13 protein-coding genes are annotated in these 16,882 nt (G+C 55.6%); 4 read left to right on the top strand and 9 right to left on the bottom strand.

Annotation, left to right across the window (positions count from 1 at the left end; translation table 11 throughout):
• Nucleotides 1–71: 71 nt before the first annotated feature.
• Both AC6IZD_RS07960 and truB read right to left on the bottom strand, forming a co-directional pair.
• Nucleotides 72–791: a rhomboid family intramembrane serine protease gene (locus AC6IZD_RS07960; protein WP_497787158.1), complete on the bottom strand. Its 720-nt coding sequence runs from the start codon at nt 789–791 to the stop codon at nt 72–74.
• A gap of 279 nt (nt 792–1,070) precedes the next feature.
• Nucleotides 1,071–1,958: a tRNA pseudouridine(55) synthase TruB gene (truB, locus tag AC6IZD_RS07955; RefSeq protein ID WP_497787157.1), complete on the bottom strand. Its 888-nt coding sequence runs from the start codon at nt 1,956–1,958 to the stop codon at nt 1,071–1,073.
• A gap of 203 nt (nt 1,959–2,161) precedes the next feature.
• On the opposite strand from truB, the gene AC6IZD_RS07950 reads away from it, so the two are divergent.
• Nucleotides 2,162–2,731 (top strand): hypothetical protein, encoded by a 570-nt coding sequence (locus AC6IZD_RS07950; RefSeq protein WP_497787156.1) that lies wholly within the window; start codon nt 2,162–2,164, stop codon nt 2,729–2,731.
• A gap of 50 nt (nt 2,732–2,781) precedes the next feature.
• On the opposite strand, the gene AC6IZD_RS07945 is transcribed toward AC6IZD_RS07950, so the two are convergent.
• The 5 genes from AC6IZD_RS07945 to AC6IZD_RS07925 all read right to left on the bottom strand — a co-directional run bounded on the left by AC6IZD_RS07945 (nt 2,782) and on the right by AC6IZD_RS07925 (nt 8,335).
• On the bottom strand, nt 2,782–3,096 hold the full coding sequence (locus tag AC6IZD_RS07945) for a hypothetical protein (protein WP_497787155.1): 315 nt from the start codon (nt 3,094–3,096) through the stop codon (nt 2,782–2,784).
• 11 nt (nt 3,097–3,107) lie between these two features.
• Nucleotides 3,108–4,073: a GNAT family N-acetyltransferase gene (locus AC6IZD_RS07940; protein WP_497787154.1), complete on the bottom strand. Its 966-nt coding sequence runs from the start codon at nt 4,071–4,073 to the stop codon at nt 3,108–3,110.
• A gap of 59 nt (nt 4,074–4,132) precedes the next feature.
• A complete protein-coding gene (locus tag AC6IZD_RS07935; RefSeq protein WP_497787153.1) occupies nt 4,133–5,929 on the bottom strand; it encodes a chloride channel protein in 1,797 nt (598 codons plus the stop codon).
• Nucleotides 5,926–7,161 (bottom strand): tetratricopeptide repeat protein, encoded by a 1,236-nt coding sequence (locus AC6IZD_RS07930; RefSeq protein WP_497787152.1) that lies wholly within the window; start codon nt 7,159–7,161, stop codon nt 5,926–5,928. Before AC6IZD_RS07930 ends, AC6IZD_RS07935 begins: the two co-directional genes overlap by 4 nt.
• A 184-nt stretch (nt 7,162–7,345) precedes the next feature.
• A complete protein-coding gene (locus AC6IZD_RS07925; RefSeq protein ID WP_497787151.1) occupies nt 7,346–8,335 on the bottom strand; it encodes an energy transducer TonB in 990 nt (329 codons plus the stop codon).
• Nucleotides 8,336–8,814: 479 nt separating this feature from the next.
• Between AC6IZD_RS07925 and ileS the strand changes: the two genes are divergently transcribed.
• From ileS to AC6IZD_RS07910, 3 genes are read left to right on the top strand one after another with little or no spacing between them, the layout of a single operon-like run.
• Nucleotides 8,815–11,676, top strand: coding sequence for an isoleucine--tRNA ligase (gene ileS / locus AC6IZD_RS07920; RefSeq protein ID WP_497787150.1), 2,862 nt, complete (start codon nt 8,815–8,817; stop codon nt 11,674–11,676).
• Nucleotides 11,676–12,191 carry a signal peptidase II gene (gene lspA, locus AC6IZD_RS07915; RefSeq protein WP_497787149.1) on the top strand — a complete coding sequence of 172 codons (516 nt, stop codon included), beginning with the start codon at nt 11,676–11,678 and terminating at the stop codon, nt 12,189–12,191. Before ileS ends, lspA begins: the two co-directional genes overlap by 1 nt.
• A complete protein-coding gene (locus tag AC6IZD_RS07910) occupies nt 12,175–13,092 on the top strand; it encodes an ROK family protein (protein ID WP_497787148.1) in 918 nt (305 codons plus the stop codon). The genes lspA and AC6IZD_RS07910 overlap by 17 nt, the downstream gene beginning before the upstream one ends.
• Nucleotides 13,093–13,359: 267 nt before the next feature.
• On the opposite strand, the gene AC6IZD_RS07905 is transcribed toward AC6IZD_RS07910, so the two are convergent.
• Nucleotides 13,360–15,747, bottom strand: a complete 2,388-nt coding sequence (locus AC6IZD_RS07905) for a lytic transglycosylase domain-containing protein (RefSeq protein WP_497787147.1) — start codon at nt 15,745–15,747, stop codon at nt 13,360–13,362.
• Nucleotides 15,748–15,763: 16 nt separating this feature from the next.
• Complete coding sequence (locus AC6IZD_RS07900) at nt 15,764–16,855, bottom strand: hypothetical protein (protein WP_497787146.1); 1,092 nt, start codon at nt 16,853–16,855, stop codon at nt 15,764–15,766.
• Nucleotides 16,856–16,882: the final 27 nt, after the last annotated feature.

Genomic DNA, 16,882 nt, shown 5'->3' with positions numbered 1-16,882 from the left:
CTCGGGGAATTTGGTTGCTGAGTTTGATTTTCCGTGGACAGGGACGCGATGCCTGACAAGCACAATACTTGTTACCAATCGTAACGATAACGTCGCGTCCGGACAGGGAAGAGTTTCACCAAGACAATTCCAGCGACGAATCCACCTACGTGGGCCCAGAATGCGACACCTCCGCCCGTAGGCCCTACCAGCACGCTTCCAACTCCGCTCAGGAACTGCAAGACGAACCAGTAGCTCAAAACCAGCCAGGCAGGCAGCCACAGAAAGAACACGAAGAAGAACGGAACAAGCATGAGAACACGGGCTCGCGGGTACAGAATCAAGTACCCGCCCATGACGCCCGCGATGGCGCCACTGGCACCCAGCATAGGAACCGAAGAATAGAAATTCAGGACCGTTTGCGCTAAAGCGGCCACAAATCCAGAAGCAAGGTAGAAGATCAGATACGGGAAATGTCCAAGTGCATCTTCAAGATTTCGTCCGAAGATCCACAAAAACCACATATTAAAGATTAGGTGTAGCCATCCGCCGTGCATAAACATGCTGGTCAGGACGGGTACGAATCCATACCAAGGAGAAACTGCATAGGTCTGTGTGTGGCCGTGAACCGGCACGCCTTGGAGGGTTGCCATGAGTCGCGACGGAACGAGAGCGAAGGTTCGAATGAACTCTACTTGGGACCGCGGGTCGAGCGAAATCTGAAACAGAAACACCACCACGCACGCCGCGATCAAAAAGAAGTTGATCAGCGGAGTCGAGAGCCTCGGAGTGTCGTCTTTCAGAGGAATCATTGATGATCAGTGTACGGGATGCGCGTGCAAAGTGGATCTGCAGCAGTGCGTCCATAGGGCATCTGCCGACCCCACATCATACATGAGAGAACAGGAGCATAAACACGCACCGGGACGAACGAGTGTAGCGAACTCAGCATGATCACAATGTCCGATAATGGATATTCTGTCCACTACGCAAATTAGAAAGAAGTGCTCGCACTCAGCTGCGATCTTCGGCTGTTTGTATCCAAGACAGCGTTTCCCTCACGTTCAGTTCTGGCTTTTGCCACTCTCGGCCTAGTTGTTACCCGAGAGCACGACTTTGGGCTTAAAGAGAGTTCCTGCAACGCGCTGACAAATTGCGACGAGTTGAGTTTGGTCCGCAAAGACCTTAACCAGTGCCGCATTTGAGAAGTCAGGAAGATTCACCGCTCTGCCGTTTCTCAGGAAGCTGATCACGTCAGCCGTTGCTGTGACGGATGGGTACGCCGGCAGCACCCGTCTGGGATGGATGAACAACTCCTGTGTTTCCGGGCCCGCCGCCTCGAACTCCTCTAGGGTCTTTGCATCCTGCTCTGTAAATTCTCCAAAGTGGGTTCGCCGAAGGCACGACAAATGAGCGCCAACACCGAGTGCGGCTCCGAGTTCGTGCGCGATGCATCGGATGTACGTTCCCGACGAGACTTCGACACAGAATGCGACACTTTCACCGTCCCAGTCACTGAGCTCCAATCTATGTACGGTGATCTCCACCGGGCTCAGGTCTACGGCTTGCTGCTTGCGAGCGAGCTTATAGGCGGGGGTGCCGCCAACCTTCTTCGCCGAGAAAGGTGGAGGCGTCTGCCATATATGTCCGACGAACCGACTGGATGCTTCCTGAACCTGTTCGAGTTTCAGACCAGATACGTCACTGGATTCACCGGAGGGCTCTCCATCTGCGTCGTAGGTGTTTGTGGCGTACCCGAATCGAATACGACCAGTGTAGGTCTTTCCCGCTCCTCCAAAGAACTGTGCGAGACGCGTCCAGCGACCTAAGACCAAGGGCAGCAACCCGGTAGCCATTGGGTCGAGCGTGCCGAGGTGTCCGATGCTCTTTTCGCCGAGAATACGGCGCAGGCGTCCCACGACATCATGAGAGGTCCAACCTGCCGGTTTGTCTATAACTATCAGTCCGTTTCGTTCCATCTATAAACATGCTCATCCGGCAGCCCTAATGTGGTCAACTCTGCCTGTAAATGTGGGGTGCCGCCGGTTCTTCGCGGCATCAGGTTACACGTGACAAACGATTGGCATCCCAAGAGTAAATCAACGGTCAGCCGTGCGTGATTACTGGAACAGCGAATTATTTCGCAATGGAATCGCTTTGGCTGGCATTTGGGGAGATGCGTATGAAAACTTCAAGTGGCCGGTTCATTGTCTCATTCAGCGCAGCGTTGTTGCTTGCTCTGGCGCTCCCGGCATATTCAAGCCCGCAGTCTCAGGTGGGCACTCCGGTGCTGGCTGGTCAGCAACTCGGCGATGCCTATCAAAACGGGTTTAACCATGGACAGGCTGATGCTGGAAGTGGCGTCCCACGCAGCGATCAACCAGGAGATAAATGGACCACAGAAGACGCTCGCCGTGCGTATCGGGAGGGTTACAACGCTGGGTATTCAAGCGTCCCTGTCGGACATTCCGCAGCGGCGGCTGCGTCCAGTACTGGTGCGGCAATGGCACGGCCTGCGGATAGCTCCGTGCCGGGTCCAGCGCGATTTGGATATGATGACGGATTAGCGGCTGGACGCAAGGATCGTGATGGCGGGCATGCTTTCAGGCCTACCGACAGTTCCATGTATAAGGATGGCGATCGCGGATGGTCGTCTGACTTCGGCGACAAAGACCACTACCGTCAGCTCTATCGCCAAGCCTACACGCAGGGATATCAGGACGGCTACGGTGCCGCCCAGCCTCAGCCCTAAGACTGACTGAGAACTCGGTGCGCGACGGGACATCGCCGCGCACCTTTGTCTCACGCGTGTGGCGACATTAGGCTCTCAAGTTCCTGCCGAAAATGATCGAGTTGTTCTAGACGTTCAGGGGTAGCTTCTACAAACTCGGATTTTGCTTGAAAGACCTTCTTTCCGCCTTTTTCCACTAACACCCCGAGCGCTTCGCCCATCCGCCATCCAGGGTGCCCGATGATTCTCAGCCCATCAGGCAATGGCTGAACCAATGCCATGCAACTTCCCTTTCTTATGCCTACGGCGTTTGGGAAGCGTTCGAATGTCTCAAGTTCAAAGCCGGCAAGATAGATTGCTTGTAACTGTTCGGCGGGATCAGGCACGAGTCCTCCAGTCACGCTGCACGAAGGGTTGTGGGTGAACTCTTCCAAGCACGCATCTGGTCCGAAGTCGCCATCACGCGGTACAGTGGCACGAAGGAGGTTGCGAGTCGGTTCTTGTACGGATATTCGCCGGTCATGAAGTCTGTGTCCAATCCCTCCTTCAATGACTCAAGCGCAGCCTCAAATATCGTTACCTGCCCAGGCGAGAACCGTTCCCAGCGAACGTCGTGGTGAATCGTATAAAGGTGGCGTGTTTGGTTGTGTCTGAAGGTCACCAATGCAGCCGCAATCTCTCCTGCGTCGGACTCGTAAGTCCATATAGTTGTACGAGGTACACCTTCAGAGACGATGCTCAACATGAAGTTCTGTCGCTGGCGATCGAGGAAAAGATTCTTCGTGTTGCCACTCCATTCTGCCTTACGACGATAGATCCACTCAGCGGGGCGGCGCAATTCAGACTCACGACGAACCAGGCGCAATCCTTCCTTCAGAATCCGACGACTCGCTTTCGCCGCCTTCTTATGCGAGGACACAAACGCGTCGGGGTCAATGTCTGCTCTACGCGTGATGGGCGCATTACAGAAGTCAAAGGTCGGAAGTCCTTCCCAACGCCCCCGTACGGAATCACCTCTCAAGGCCGTTACTTCGAGTGGAAGTTTGAGCGACGCCAATTCCCTCCAAGCCGCTTCCAGTACGGCAGGATCACCGATGGTCAGAACGTCGCGATAGTCGAACAGGGTCTCGCCAATAAAGCCCAATTCCCTTTCTCTTCGTACCGCAGGGATGATCGCCACTCCGGAATCAGACTCGGCCACGACAACATTCGGGCTCTCCCGCTGCGCAAACCACTGGGCGGCGCGGCGGTTTAGTTCGTATCCTTGGAAGATCGTCAGATCCTGTTGATCAGTGATGTGTGTCCAGCGCGACCGAAGGTTGTCGAGTTCGTGAATTGTGCGCAGCGTCTCCAGTTTCAGCAAAGTCTTCCCCTGTCGTGCAACTCTGAACCATTGGAAGCCAACGCTGGATAAAGGGTTCGCTAGGACACCTCTGCTGTTTCGGGCTCTGCCACTCCTGCCTTGCGATAGGCCCGCAGTATGTCTTCCACTCCGACAACCCCGACCAGCAGGTCCGTATTGCCTCGATGTACTACGGGGAGCATGGGGCGGTCCTTCATGAATCGCAATGCCACATCCAGTGATTGATCCTGATAAAGACGCGGAACTCGAGCTCGAACCAGCATCCTGACGGGTGCTCCCTCATCCGAAGCTGCGTCCAGCAACTGCTCACGGCTGACTACGCTCCATCTGCCTTCGCCCAAAGACACCAGGAAATGAGAGTCCTGCGCACTAACTGCGAGGCTTCGAGCCGATGCAATTGCCTCATCTCCCAGAAGCGCACGGCCAACCATGGGATGCATGGCGTCTTCGATCCTGAGAATGGACTGCTCGCGCTCTTCTTCGAGTGATGGCAGGTCGAGACCATCCTGCCGAGATAGTAGATCGAACAGCGGTATTTCCTGAAAAGTGCGCGAAATTAGATAGGAAATGGTGTTGGATATGATCACCGGAAGGATGATGGAATAGTTTCCGCTCACCTCGAGGATCATGAAAACCGAAGTCATTGGGGCGCGGAGAATGCCAGCAAAGAGCGCTCCCATTCCTACCAGTGCATAGGCTCCCACCGGCACCGATAGAGCTGGGAATAGTTGCTGCTCAAGCATCGCAACGGATCCGCCGAGCATAGCTCCGAGAAACAGTACAGGGGCGAAGAGCCCACCTGGCGTCCCGGTTACGAAGCTCAGAGCAGTCGAAATCAGTTTCAGTCCGGCGATTATGGCTAGCACTTCCCACGAGAAGCGGTTGTGCATCGCGAGATCGATCCACTCGTATCCGGCACCCATAACCTGCGGGAACCAGACTGCGATGAAGCCGATCAGCAAGCCGGCGATTCCTGGCTGTAAGTATTGTGACCAGTTGGGAAGGCGGCGTAATCTGGGGCGCAGATTCTTGATGACCTTCACGAACGCGAGCGAAGCCACACCGCCAATAATGCCCAGAGCCGCGTAGGCCAGCAACTCGCCTGGATGGTCGAGGTGGTATTGCGGGACGCGGAACAGCGGCTCATCTCCCATGAACCAGCGTTCCACCACCACGCTAGAAATGGCCGAAAGCACCACGGCGCCGAGGATGCCAGCGCTCCACCTTCCGATGACCTCTTCGATGACGAACAGTACGGCCGTTATCGGAGCATTGAATGCTGCGGCAATTCCGGCCGCGGCGCCGACCGGAGCAACGAGTCGCAGACGTTCTTTGGAAAGCTTGAGCCAGCGACCGAGGCCGGATGCTAATCCCGCTCCGATCTGCAAAGATGGGTCTTCGGGGCCCAAGGACTGACCGCTTCCGATTGCCAGCGCGCTCAGAACAAACTTCCCTATTACCGTGTCGGCTCCGATATAGCCGTCGTAGATGTACAGGGCGCCTTTTGTCTGATTTACGCCGCTTCCGCGGACTCGAGGGAAGAAATGAATGGCTACGGCAGCGATGACAATTCCGGTTATGGCTGGAACTAGAATCACTCGGGGTGCACTTGGATGCATTGAGCTGCCAAGCAGCCATAAACGTGCAGTTGCAATCGCGACTCGGAAGATTACGACGCAGAATCCTGCGAGAACGCCAATCGCGATGGCCAGAACAAGGAAGAATTGTTCTTCGCGTATCGATATAAGTCCGGAGGAGCCCAGCATCCGGCGTAACGTCTCAAAATACTTGCGGCGTACCGGAGTCGCCATTTTCTCCAGCAGGGCTTCGCGGATTCGATCACTGCGCGGCTTCATTGGCTCAGCCCCATTCGCTCACGAGCGAGCAAGAGCAATGCTTCATCGTCGAGGGTTGGCGTGCCGCAGGCCTTTTGGGCAGCAAGTTCTGCCTGGAATGCGAATCGCATCGTGCTTTCAATCACGTCATCTCGTCCGCGGAGTTTCTTTTCAGACATCCACGGTTGAATTTGTTGTGCCCACCTCGCGAATCCGCCCCACTGAGTCGGGTCTTGTGCGTTTTGCGAGGCAGAACCACTGCTCATTGCTTGCGCAAAAGGCACCCCACAGCCTGCAAGTCGGTCTATAGCAATTCGGAACGCAGCCATTGTCCGTTCTGTTCGAACTCTAGGGCTGATCTTTTCCGTAAAGGGATCGATTGCCTCCATCCGATCCAACTGGCGCAGTAAAGTTTGCGAATCGGATGTTTCCGGCCTGATCTCTTCAAGATACCGACGCGCCAAAGAGTAATTGCCCATCTCATAACTCGCCTTCGCGGCGCCGAAAATAGCAGCCGGATCATGCTTGTTGTGGCTCAACTGGAGCTGATAGATGTTCAAGGCGTGTGCCGCGTCTCCATTTTCCATGAACAGCTGTGCTAGCCTGTCGTGTTCGGGCGATCCCGCGGGTAGCACTGATGCGAGCGCAAGCAAAGCCGCATTCGCCTGTTCACGCCTTCCCTGCTTTTCGAGAAACTCCGCGAATTCGAATCTGACCGCAGTCCGTTGCGGAACGGGGTCTGTTCCGGCTGGCCAAGCGCCTTCGATCGCGTTCTCGTAGTAACGCGACGCGTCCTCGCTGTGATTCCTTCTGGCTTCTAATCGAGCTAATTGCAAATTGATCTGCGCATCTCCGGGTCTCTGCTCCCAGAAGGTATGTAACTGCCCTAGCGCCTCGCCGCTTTGGCCAGCTGCAACGAGCGCATCGGTGAGTTTTAGTCGGTATTCGAAATTGTCGTGCGAATAGACCAACGCCGTCTCGAAATCGTCGACAGCCTCGGTTGTTTGTTTCGCATTCATGGCACGAATGCCCGCAGCGTAATAATCAGAAGCAAGGGACTTCTGCTTCTCTTTGAAGGTAGTAACAACGAGGCTCGTAAAGGAGAAGCCGAGCACGGTTACGAGTGCAAGTGTGAACAGCGGACGCCAGTCTCGGATCGTCCAAACGTGGGTATCTTCATCGCAATGCGGACAACGGCCATCAGCCGCCAAGGGCTGTTTGCAAACAGAACAAGTGGCCGCTTCTTCGCTCATTCGCACGTCCTGCATTTGGCTGGACACCGTTCGACTATCACTCCAAGCTCTCTACTACAATTCCGCTACTTACTTGATATCACGCGACTGGCATGCAAAAACGTCCACAAAAAGAAAAAGAGAGAGGAAGGTTCCTCTCTCGATTCCTTTGATGAACTTTTGGACTGGGCTTTGACCCAGCAAGTTAGTAAAGGCGGAAATTGACTTCCACGTTGATCTGAACTGCAACCGGGGTCCCATCCTTCATCGCAGGCTGGAACTTCCACTGCCGCACAGCCTCCATCGCTTTCTGATCGAGTCCCATGCCTAAACTCCGAGCGACCTTCACATCACGAGGCTTGCCGTTGGCATCGACGATCAACCACAGAACCACTGTGCCCTGATACTTGTTTTTGCGTGCTTCCTCGCTGTATTCGGGATCGGGCTTATCGAGCACGCGTGGGGCGCTCACGCCTCCCCCGACTCGGAAGATTCCTCCGCCGAGGCCACCACCACGACCCGGCCCAAGCCCTGGCCCGGTGCCGCTACCGATTCCTCCGCCGCTTCCTGAACCTATTCCGCCGCCCATTCCGGTGCCATTCGATGCTGGTCCAGACGGCAGCACAGATTTCGGATCCCCGATGGGCAGTGCCGCAGCAGACGCCATCTTGATCTGAGGCGGAACCACAACAGTCGGTTCCACAGCAAGCTTTGGATTGTCGTTGCGGATTACCATTGCCGGCGGTGTTATCTGCTGCATTGAGAACTTTGGCGGCTTACCTTTGGGTGCAACTAGCTTGTCGTGATCGCCGCCACCGCCACCGCCACCGATCTGGTCATTGGGCTTCTTCGAAAGCGGCATGTATTCGCTGACGTCGGGCGCAACCAATGTCACCTGCTCTTTCGGTTGCATCACCACTTTCGCACCCTTGATAGAGAGCACGATCACGGTCGCAAGAATAGCTCCGTGAACAACGAGTGAAACGGTTGCGCTCTTCTTCCTGTAGTTGTACTCGCCCCAGATGTCATTGACCTTTACCGGACGAGACGTCAATTGCAAGGGTGGAAGCTTTGTCGGAAACAGACGTTCCCGAACGCTCTCAACCAGAGATTTCCATAGCGGCGGATTGAGGTCCTCCCGCATGAGGAGGTTCAGCTCTGGCTCTTCTTTCTTCACTATTGGGTCAAAATTCATCTGCTTCTGCATTGCTCGCCCCTCACCCACGGGCTAGTGGCTCTCTACTTTAGCTTCCATCCGTACACGCAATAGATAGCTCTGAGCTTCCCCCCACGGGACCCATGCTTTTTCTGTTGCGCCACGGCTCTCACTTGACGTGAGCCGATTTCAGTACTACTTCTGATACGCGCTTACGTTCGACAAGTTGTATTGTGCAGCTCAGAGACTTTAAGTTCCCGGAATCAGACCCCCACGATCCGCCCCGGCTTAATTCAGCACCCACACATTCACGTATTGAGATGCTTTTATGCCCTCCTGAGAATGTCCAGCTTTCACGTCTTCTCAAAGTATTCACAATCGAATAAGCGTCATGTTCATCATTCGGCTTCGCCCTGCCTCCACGACAGTTCCCCTCTCGGCTTATAATGAGAAATTCAAGAACTTTGTAGAAGCGGAGCAACCTGCCGCGTATTTGCTGATCGGAGACATAGACCCGAGTGGAACTTAAGGCAACCGTAAATCTGCCCAGCACTGAATTCCCCATGAAGGCGAACCTGCCACAGAATGAGCCTAAGATGCTCGACCATTGGCAGAAGATTCGTATTTACGACCTGATCAGAAAGGCGCGGCATGGTGCTCCTACGTACGTCCTGCACGATGGTCCGCCTTACGCCAATGGTGCCATCCACCTTGGGCATGCGCTGAATAAGTGTCTGAAGGACTTCATTGTGAAGTCGCGCACGATGTCTGGGCTCGATTCCCCTTACATTCCCGGATGGGACTGTCACGGGCTGCCGATCGAGATCAAAGTGGATGAAGCCCTGGGCCGCAAAAAGCTCGAAATGGATCCCCTCGCGGTTCGAAATGCCTGCCGCAAGTACGCCGAGAAGTGGGTCAAAACACAGAGTGATCAATTCCAGCGCATTGGCGTGTTTGGTGATTTTGCCGATCCATACTCCACAATGACCAAGGAGTATGAAGCACGGGTCATCGAGAATTTCTATGCGTTCTTCGAGAAGGGGTTGGTTTACAAGGGACTGAAGCCCGTCTATTGGTGCATCAACGATCGCACCGCACTGGCGGAAGCTGAAGTCGAGTATGCGAACCACGTTAGCCCGAGCGTATACGTGAAATACGCGCTGAAGAGCGATCCCGCGAAGATCGCGCCCGAACTTGCTGCGTACGCGGGCAAAGTCGCCACGGTTATCTGGACTACGACTCCGTGGACTCTGCCTGCCTCGCTGGCAGTCGCGTTTCACCCTCGCGCCGAGTACCAGGCATTACAAGACAATGCGACGGGGCAGGTGTACATTCTCGCCACAGAGCTTGTTCCTACAGTGCTGCCCAAGCTGGGAATTGATACGAACGGAATGAAGATTGTCGCGCGCTTCCCCGGCGAGAAGCTTGAGCGCGCTGTATTCGCTCATCCATTCCTGGATCGCGACATCCTCGGCGTATTAGCAGATTACGTCACGATGGATACCGGCACGGGCGCTGTGCATACCGCTCCTTCTCATGGTGCGGATGACTTCTATACAGGCGTGAAGTACGGTTTGGATGCGACCACACATGTCGACGCCGGAGGACATCTCTGTGATGGGCTTCCCGAATATGACGGCCTGAAGGTCTTTGCCGCGAACGAGCCGATTATCGAGCTTCTGAAGGCTCGAGGCGTGCTCCTCGGACGCGAGGACATTGAGCACTCTTATCCGCATTGCTGGCGTTGCCACAAGCCAGTCATTTTCCGCGCGACCGAGCAGTGGTTCATCTCCATGGAAGGCAAGGTTGGCGATGGCACCTTGCGAACCGAAGCTTTAAAGGACATTGCAGGAGTGAACTGGGATCCCGCATGGGGCGAAGAACGCATCGCGAATATGGTTGCGACACGCCCAGACTGGTGCATCTCTCGCCAGCGAATCTGGGGAGTACCCATCGCGGTATTCTTCTGCGAGTCTTGCGGCAAGTTGCACGAAGACCCCGCCACAAACCGCGCCGTAGTTGAGCTATTCGAGCGCGAGGGCGCCGATTCATGGTATGCGCACCCTGCCTCCGAGATCGTTCCGGCTGGAACGAAGTGCGCATCTTGCGGCGGCACTGAATTCCGCAAGGAAATGGACATCATCGACGTCTGGTTTGAATCCGGTTCGTCGCAAGCGTCCGTTTTGCCGAGAATTTTTGGTTCCTGGAAGCCTGCCGATCTGTATCTAGAAGGCGGCGATCAGTATCGCGGCTGGTTCCACTCTTCCCTTCTCTGCTCGATCGGACTGAATGGCGAGTCGCCGTACAAAGCGGTCGCCACGAATGGTTGGACGCTCGATGAAAACGGTCGAGCCATGTCGAAGTCCCTCGGCAACACCGTGGACCCCGTGGATATTGCCAAACGAATGGGCGGCGACATTGTTCGGTTCTGGGTTGCTTCGGTCGACTTCCGCGAAGATGTGCGTGCCAGCGAAAACCTGATGAATCGTGTCGCGGAGAACTACCGCAAGATCCGCAACACATTCCGGTACATTCTTGGCAATCTACATGGCTTCTCGCCTACACAGGACGTCATCGCGTTTGAGCAGTTGGAACCGCTTGATCAGTACATGTTGCTGCGTACGGTGGATGTCGCTTCCGAGGTTCGGGGCTGGTATGACCAAATGCTGTTCCATCGCATTTACCAGCGGCTGAACGAGTTCTTTGCAGTCGATCTGAGCGCACAGTACTTCGACATTCTGAAGGACCGCCTCTACACGTTCCCGCGCAGCTCTCGTGAACGCAAGTCCGCACAGACAGCTCTGTGGCGCATCGGCGAGGCACTGCTTCGGTTGATCGCTCCAATACTGAGCTTCACCGCTGATGAAGCTTGGGGATTCATGCCCAAGATGCTGTCCCGTCCCGAAAGCGTTCACCTCGGGCTGTTCCCGAATGCGTCCGATATCACCGGCCAGATCCGGGATCGCGAGCAAGCAGAGCAAGTTCGGACTGACTGGACGTTCCTGTTCTCTGTGCGTGAACGTGCGTTGCGTGAACTCGAAGAGCTTCGAAACAACAAGACGATCAAAGCGAATCTCGAAGCGCGCGTCATCATCACCGCTTCCGGAGATGACTACAAACGGCTTGCACAATATGCTGACAAGCTACCCGCGTTGTTTGTCGTCTCGCAGGTAGAGCTTAAGTCTGGCGCGCCGAAATCGGAGATTGCATTCGAGGTGAGCAAGGCGCAGGGCGAGAAGTGCGAGCGTTGCTGGAACTATTCGGTTCACGTTGGTGAGGATAAGAAGTACCCCACTGTGTGCGAGCGTTGCAGTGCCAACGTGGCGATTATCGAAAGTGAACAGACCGAGGGCAGTGCGTCAGGGAGCACCAACGCATAATGTCGCGTGCAAGCCTCCGAACGTTGTACTTAACGGTGGCGGCGGTCGTGATTTTGATCGACCGCCTCACCAAAGTCATAATTTCCCGGCGCATTGAGTTGAATTTCGGTAGCGTGCAGGTAGTGCCGAACTTCTTTTCGATCACGCACGTCGAAAATACGGGAGCTGCGTTCAGCCTCTTCGCTGACTGGTCACCGCGGGTCAGAATTCCATTACTTATTGGCTTTTCTTCGGCAGCGATGATCGTTGTCTGCTATCTCCTTTGGAAGTCGGTAGCCAAGTTCACGGCTTCGGGACTCGCGCTGGCGTTGATTCTCGGCGGCGCGATCGGGAACCTGTATGATCGAATTCTCTTTGGACGAGTAACAGACTTCCTGCACTTCTATATCGGGACGCACTCGTGGCCTGATTTCAATCTGGCTGACAGTGCGATCGTCTGTGGTGCGGCCCTACTCTTTGTGGACCTGTTATTCGCACCGAAAACCGCGAGCCAGACACATGCGAATCGGCATTGACCTTGGTGGTACCAAAATAGAAGTAATCTCACTCGATGACGCCGTGACAGGAAAGGCAGCGACCCTGCTGCGACATCGTGTTCCAACTCCCGTAGGAGATTACAAGGGCACCATAGAAGCAATTGCAGGGCTTGTGGAACTTGCCGAGCGGACGACAGGCAAGACAGGCACGGTCGGAATTGCCACCCCCGGGGCTATTTCTCCAGCAACCGGTCTATTGAAGAACTCCAATAGCATTGTCCTGAATGGAATGCCTCTCGACCGCGACCTTGAGGCTCGCCTGAAACGTCCGATTCGAATGCAAAACGATGCTAACTGCATGGCTCTCTCGGAGGCCGTCGATGGCGCAGCTGCAGGGGCGGATGTGGTGTTCGGCGTGATTCTGGGCACAGGGGTAGGTGGAGGGCTGGCGATTCATCAGCAAGTCCACGTCGGCCGCAACCGTGTCGCAGGCGAGTGGGGACATAATCCGCTTCCAGGACCCGACGAAACGGAGTTGCCGGGGCCGAAATGCTATTGCGGAAAGCACGGGTGCATCGAAACGTTCCTTTCGGGCCCTGGGCTTTCGCGCGAATACGTCTGGCGTGGCGGGGCCGAGAGAGCTGCGAGTGAGATCGCCCAAGCTGCTGAAGACGGAGAGGCTCTTGCGCAGGCGTGCCTCGCCAAATACCACGAGCGACTCGCGCGAAGTTTGGCGTCCGTGGTCAATGTGCTTGACCCCGATGTCATCGTGCTCGCAGGCGGGCTCTCGAACATCTCCAGTCTGTACACCGCGGTTCCGGATCTCCTTAGTAGGTACACGTTCTCAGCAGACCTCGGGACTCCTGTCGTTCGGGCCATCCACGGCGACTCAAGCGGCGTTCGAGGCGCTGCTTGGCTCTGGCCAGCCAGTTCGAACTAGCGTTCCCTGCCCGATGTTCCATCCCCGCATCTACGGGCAGTCATCGATAACATCTCCCGATCGTTTATTTCGTATTCACGTTCTCCACCTGCCGGACGTTCAGAACATGCGCTGACAGAGCGCATGGAAGAGTGCATCTGGGGCAGGCCCGAGCGTCAATGTGAAGGGGGTCGTGAAATGGACAAGAGGCGGCGACCTCCGGCATCCGAAGTTTCGCCGCCGTCGGATAATTACCTGCTCAAATCCTTTGGGGAGAGACAAGCAACATCAATTCGATTCCTGAGTCGGACCCGCTTGTGCCGCTTTCTGCGGATATAGCCGCTGGTACACCTTCGCATTTCGCACAATTGCCTGCACATACTCACGAGTCTCGGTGAAAGGAATAGATTCCACAAACTCAGGAACATCGCGATAATGGCCGATCTGGAGCCAGTCATCTACACGATTGGAGCCCGCATTGTATGCCGCAAGAGCGTACTCCACCTGCCCGTGATATTGAGTCACCATTTCCTTGAAGTAGTGCGTTCCAAGCTGAATGTTGACCGTTGGCACGAGCAGAGACGCGGTGGAGAAGTGCTTGATGTGTGCGGCCTTCGCTTCTCCCTTTCCCACGGGAGCAAGGAGTTGCATCAGGCCATAGGCCTTCGCGTTCGAGACTGCTCCTGGATTGAATTCACTCTCTTGTCTGATCAACGATGCTACGAGGTAAGGATCGAGTGAGTTCGCCAACGACTGCTTTTGCAAATCCGTCCAGTACGGACGCGGAAACAGAATTTCCCAATAGGGCCGAGGCAGTGCAGATAGGTCGACCGAGTAGTAGCCCGGCAACGCTCTTTTCAGGAACTGCAAAGCGCGATGGCTCTGTCCTTCATCCTGGTAAATGCGTGCAATTTGCAGCGTGGCCCAGCGTGCTCCTTGGCCGCCCTGTTCGGCCTGTAGTTCGCGAATCGCAAACTCGTTCAATCCAGCATTCAACAGCAGCTTGCTCTTCTCTGCCCTCAATTGGTTCGGGGGAGGCTCGATTTCCAGAGCCTCGGGGCTTAGCAATTTTACGTCCGGAATCCGTGACAGACGTGCGTCCTCAGACAAGGCCGCTGTCGTTAACGACGCCGGAAGATTCAGGAGTCGCTCTCTGCCCAGATACCCGTAATAGTAATTGTGATAACGATCGCCGAGCTTCGTATACCATGCACGAGCCATGGCGTAGTCGTGCTCATCCTCAGCAATCCTCGCTCGCCAATACAAGGCGGCCGGAACCTCGGAGCGATCTGGATATGTCGCTACCTGGTCTTCGAAATCCTTCTTCGCGGTCTCAGTTCGGCCTTGACGATAGGTCAGCCAAGAAGCCTTCCAATGTGCATAGCTGGCACGCGAGCTAGATGGAAAGCGCTGCTGCATTTCCCGAAACAGATCAATAGCTCGGTCGTAATTCTTCTGCAGAAGATACATATTTCCTGCAGACAGCAGAGCCTGCTCCAGCCACGGGCTTGAGGTCGCCTCCTGCCGCATGAGTTGGAGGTTCTGTAAAACGCCGCTCTCATTGTTCTGGCTACGTGCAATCTCACCCATCAAGTAGAGCCGTTGCGCGTTGGCCTCGCCAGTCGCGTGCAACTGCTCCAGCAGCGACTGCCCCTCCTTGATGTCGATGTGCCGCAAGGTTGCGGCTAGCGCCACCTGAACGCTGCTAATCTCATTCAGCGGAGCCTTCTCTTCCAGTTGTCTGTATTCACGCGCTGCATCTGCCCAGCGACCAGCCTTTGCGAGCAAGTCGGCGCGTGTCCTCTCTTCAGCGTATGTCCCCTCGAGGGATGAACCTGCCAACGTCAGTTGCGCTGCGGCCTGTGTAGCTTCAGAACTGGAAGGCATCGTGAAGTACAGATGCTTGAGGATCTGCATTCCCTTCTCGGGATGTTCGGTGTGCAGATAAGCCTTACCAAGAGCAAGTTCTACGGATGCGCGTGTCGGCTGACGATGGGCTTCGAGGTATGTAATCGCCTCTGGAGTCTTGCCCTGTGCGAGTAGCGAACTCGCATACACGTCCACTACATCTTTCAGGAAGATAGATTCTGGCGCTTCGTCATCGAAGTTTCGAAGGACCTCGACAACCTTGGCGCTATTTGCCTGGCCGCCATAGGAGATCGCCTCTAGATAGCGAACATAGTCATGCAACTCGCCAATATGGGGCTTCGCTTTATCCAACGCGGCAATCGCTTGCGGGTATTGCTGATCGAGCACGTGCGCATAGCCAACTGCCAGCCAAGCCAAAGCTCCTGCATCGGATGCAGCATGGCGCCGTGCGTATGACTCAACTGCATTGTAAGCGGCAGGAGTACGATTCTCGACGAGCTGGCGGGCCATCGGCTTTAAATCAGACGACGCAACGAATGCGCGCGCCATACGGCGCACCTTTGCAGGCGCAACCTTCTTTGACTTTGAAGCGGCCGAAACCCGCTTTCCAGTTTTCTTCTTCGGAGAAGTCTTGGTTGCCGCCTTCGCGGCGCCGGAACTCTTCGAGGTGCTCTTCTTTGAAGCACTCTTCGTCTGTTGGTGCGCTTTATGCGCCGAAGCTTTGGTCGTAGTTGCCGCAGGACGAGCTGCAGCAAGGGTTGTAAGCGACAAAAACAGGATGGCAACAAAACCAAACTTTGTAAGCATGACCGCTGTCTTCAGTTTACCCCGGGAACCCAGGTCCCATCACCGCGCGGTTGTTATCCGCGAGGATTCTTATGAGTTCTTGAGTGAAGAAATCCACGTCTCTCACGAATTCACCGTAGCGCTTCTGATATGCGGAACGGCTCTTCTCTATGTCCTCGTGAAGTCGGCTGTAGAGATCGCCACGCTCACGCCCCTCTACAACCTTCGCTTGGTTGTAGAGCTTAATCTCCTCTACCAGCAACTTGGCAAACCGTCTTGCCTTTTCGTGCGCTTCGTCCAAAGCGGGTGCTGCTGCAGCGGTCGCCATCCGACCGGCGTCCGGGATCCCAGAGGCTTGCATGTGCGTGGTACCAGTGGCAGCGACTAAGTGTGGGCCGCCTGTAGTGCAGGAATTCGTGTCTCCCGCTACATAGGAAGCGTGATGCCCAACCGCCGTTGCCACGTGTGACTCCGGTACCGGTCCATGGTGCGATTCGATGTGCTGTGCCGTTGTCGTTGGCTGTGGAGAAGTTTTCCGATACCCCTGCAGGTCCAACGTCAACTGCGTTACCTGGGTAAGCACTTCCAGACTGGCCAGATCAGTATCGTTCTCTGAGAGCGCGACAAGGAAGGCGGCGACGCGATCGCGCAGAGACACAGGTAGCAGCAGTAGTTGCGCACTGGGCTGAAGCCCCAATCTCTGCACGAATGCGGGATCGAACTCTGAAGCCTTAGCCGTGATGCCCGCCCCCGAGTTCATGACGTTAGCTGCGGGGCCATGACTGGGATCAAGGATTGCCTGACGGAAGTCTTCGGGATTAGCGAGACCGCGACTGCTCCAACCTACGGCCTGTGCTCCCCGTAAAATTAGCAGACCGCACCCTACAGCGATGGTCGAGCCAGCAGCAAGCAACGCTTCCAGAACTTCTGTCTGGGTGTGGGCAGCAGTGATCAGCATAGTGCCGTCCCGCAGTTGCTTGGTGCAATCCCGGGTGGGTAATGCCAATCCGCGTTCCAGCGACGACCTCATGCGTCGTGCGACGTCTTCGGCCAATTCCTCAAGGTAATCCTGCAACGCCTCACGGCAGGCTTTAGTCGCTATCTCCCGGATCAGATCTTCGTTTCCCATGGCGTCGTACGGCGCTTCTCTCTCGCT

The sequence above is a fragment of the Koromonas humicola genome (assembly GCF_059726255.1).
The sequence above is the reverse complement of the archived record's forward strand: the minus strand, read 5'-3'. Positions and strand labels throughout refer to the sequence as shown.

Coding starts and splice junctions, on each gene's coding strand:
- AC6IZD_RS07900 (WP_497787146.1), bottom strand. CDS start 16,855: ATGGGAAACGAAGATCTGATCCGGGAGATAGCGACTAAAGCCTGCCGT.
- AC6IZD_RS07950 (WP_497787156.1), top strand. CDS start 2,162: ATGAAAACTTCAAGTGGCCGGTTCATTGTCTCATTCAGCGCAGCGTTG.
- AC6IZD_RS07910 (WP_497787148.1), top strand. CDS start 12,175: ATGCGAATCGGCATTGACCTTGGTGGTACCAAAATAGAAGTAATCTCA.
- AC6IZD_RS07960 (WP_497787158.1), bottom strand. CDS start 791: ATGATTCCTCTGAAAGACGACACTCCGAGGCTCTCGACTCCGCTGATC.
- truB (WP_497787157.1), bottom strand. CDS start 1,958: ATGGAACGAAACGGACTGATAGTTATAGACAAACCGGCAGGTTGGACC.
- AC6IZD_RS07935 (WP_497787153.1), bottom strand. CDS start 5,929: ATGAAGCCGCGCAGTGATCGAATCCGCGAAGCCCTGCTGGAGAAAATG.
- AC6IZD_RS07925 (WP_497787151.1), bottom strand. CDS start 8,335: ATGAATTTTGACCCAATAGTGAAGAAAGAAGAGCCAGAGCTGAACCTC.
- AC6IZD_RS07905 (WP_497787147.1), bottom strand. CDS start 15,747: ATGCTTACAAAGTTTGGTTTTGTTGCCATCCTGTTTTTGTCGCTTACA.
- lspA (WP_497787149.1), top strand. CDS start 11,676: ATGTCGCGTGCAAGCCTCCGAACGTTGTACTTAACGGTGGCGGCGGTC.
- AC6IZD_RS07930 (WP_497787152.1), bottom strand. CDS start 7,161: ATGAGCGAAGAAGCGGCCACTTGTTCTGTTTGCAAACAGCCCTTGGCG.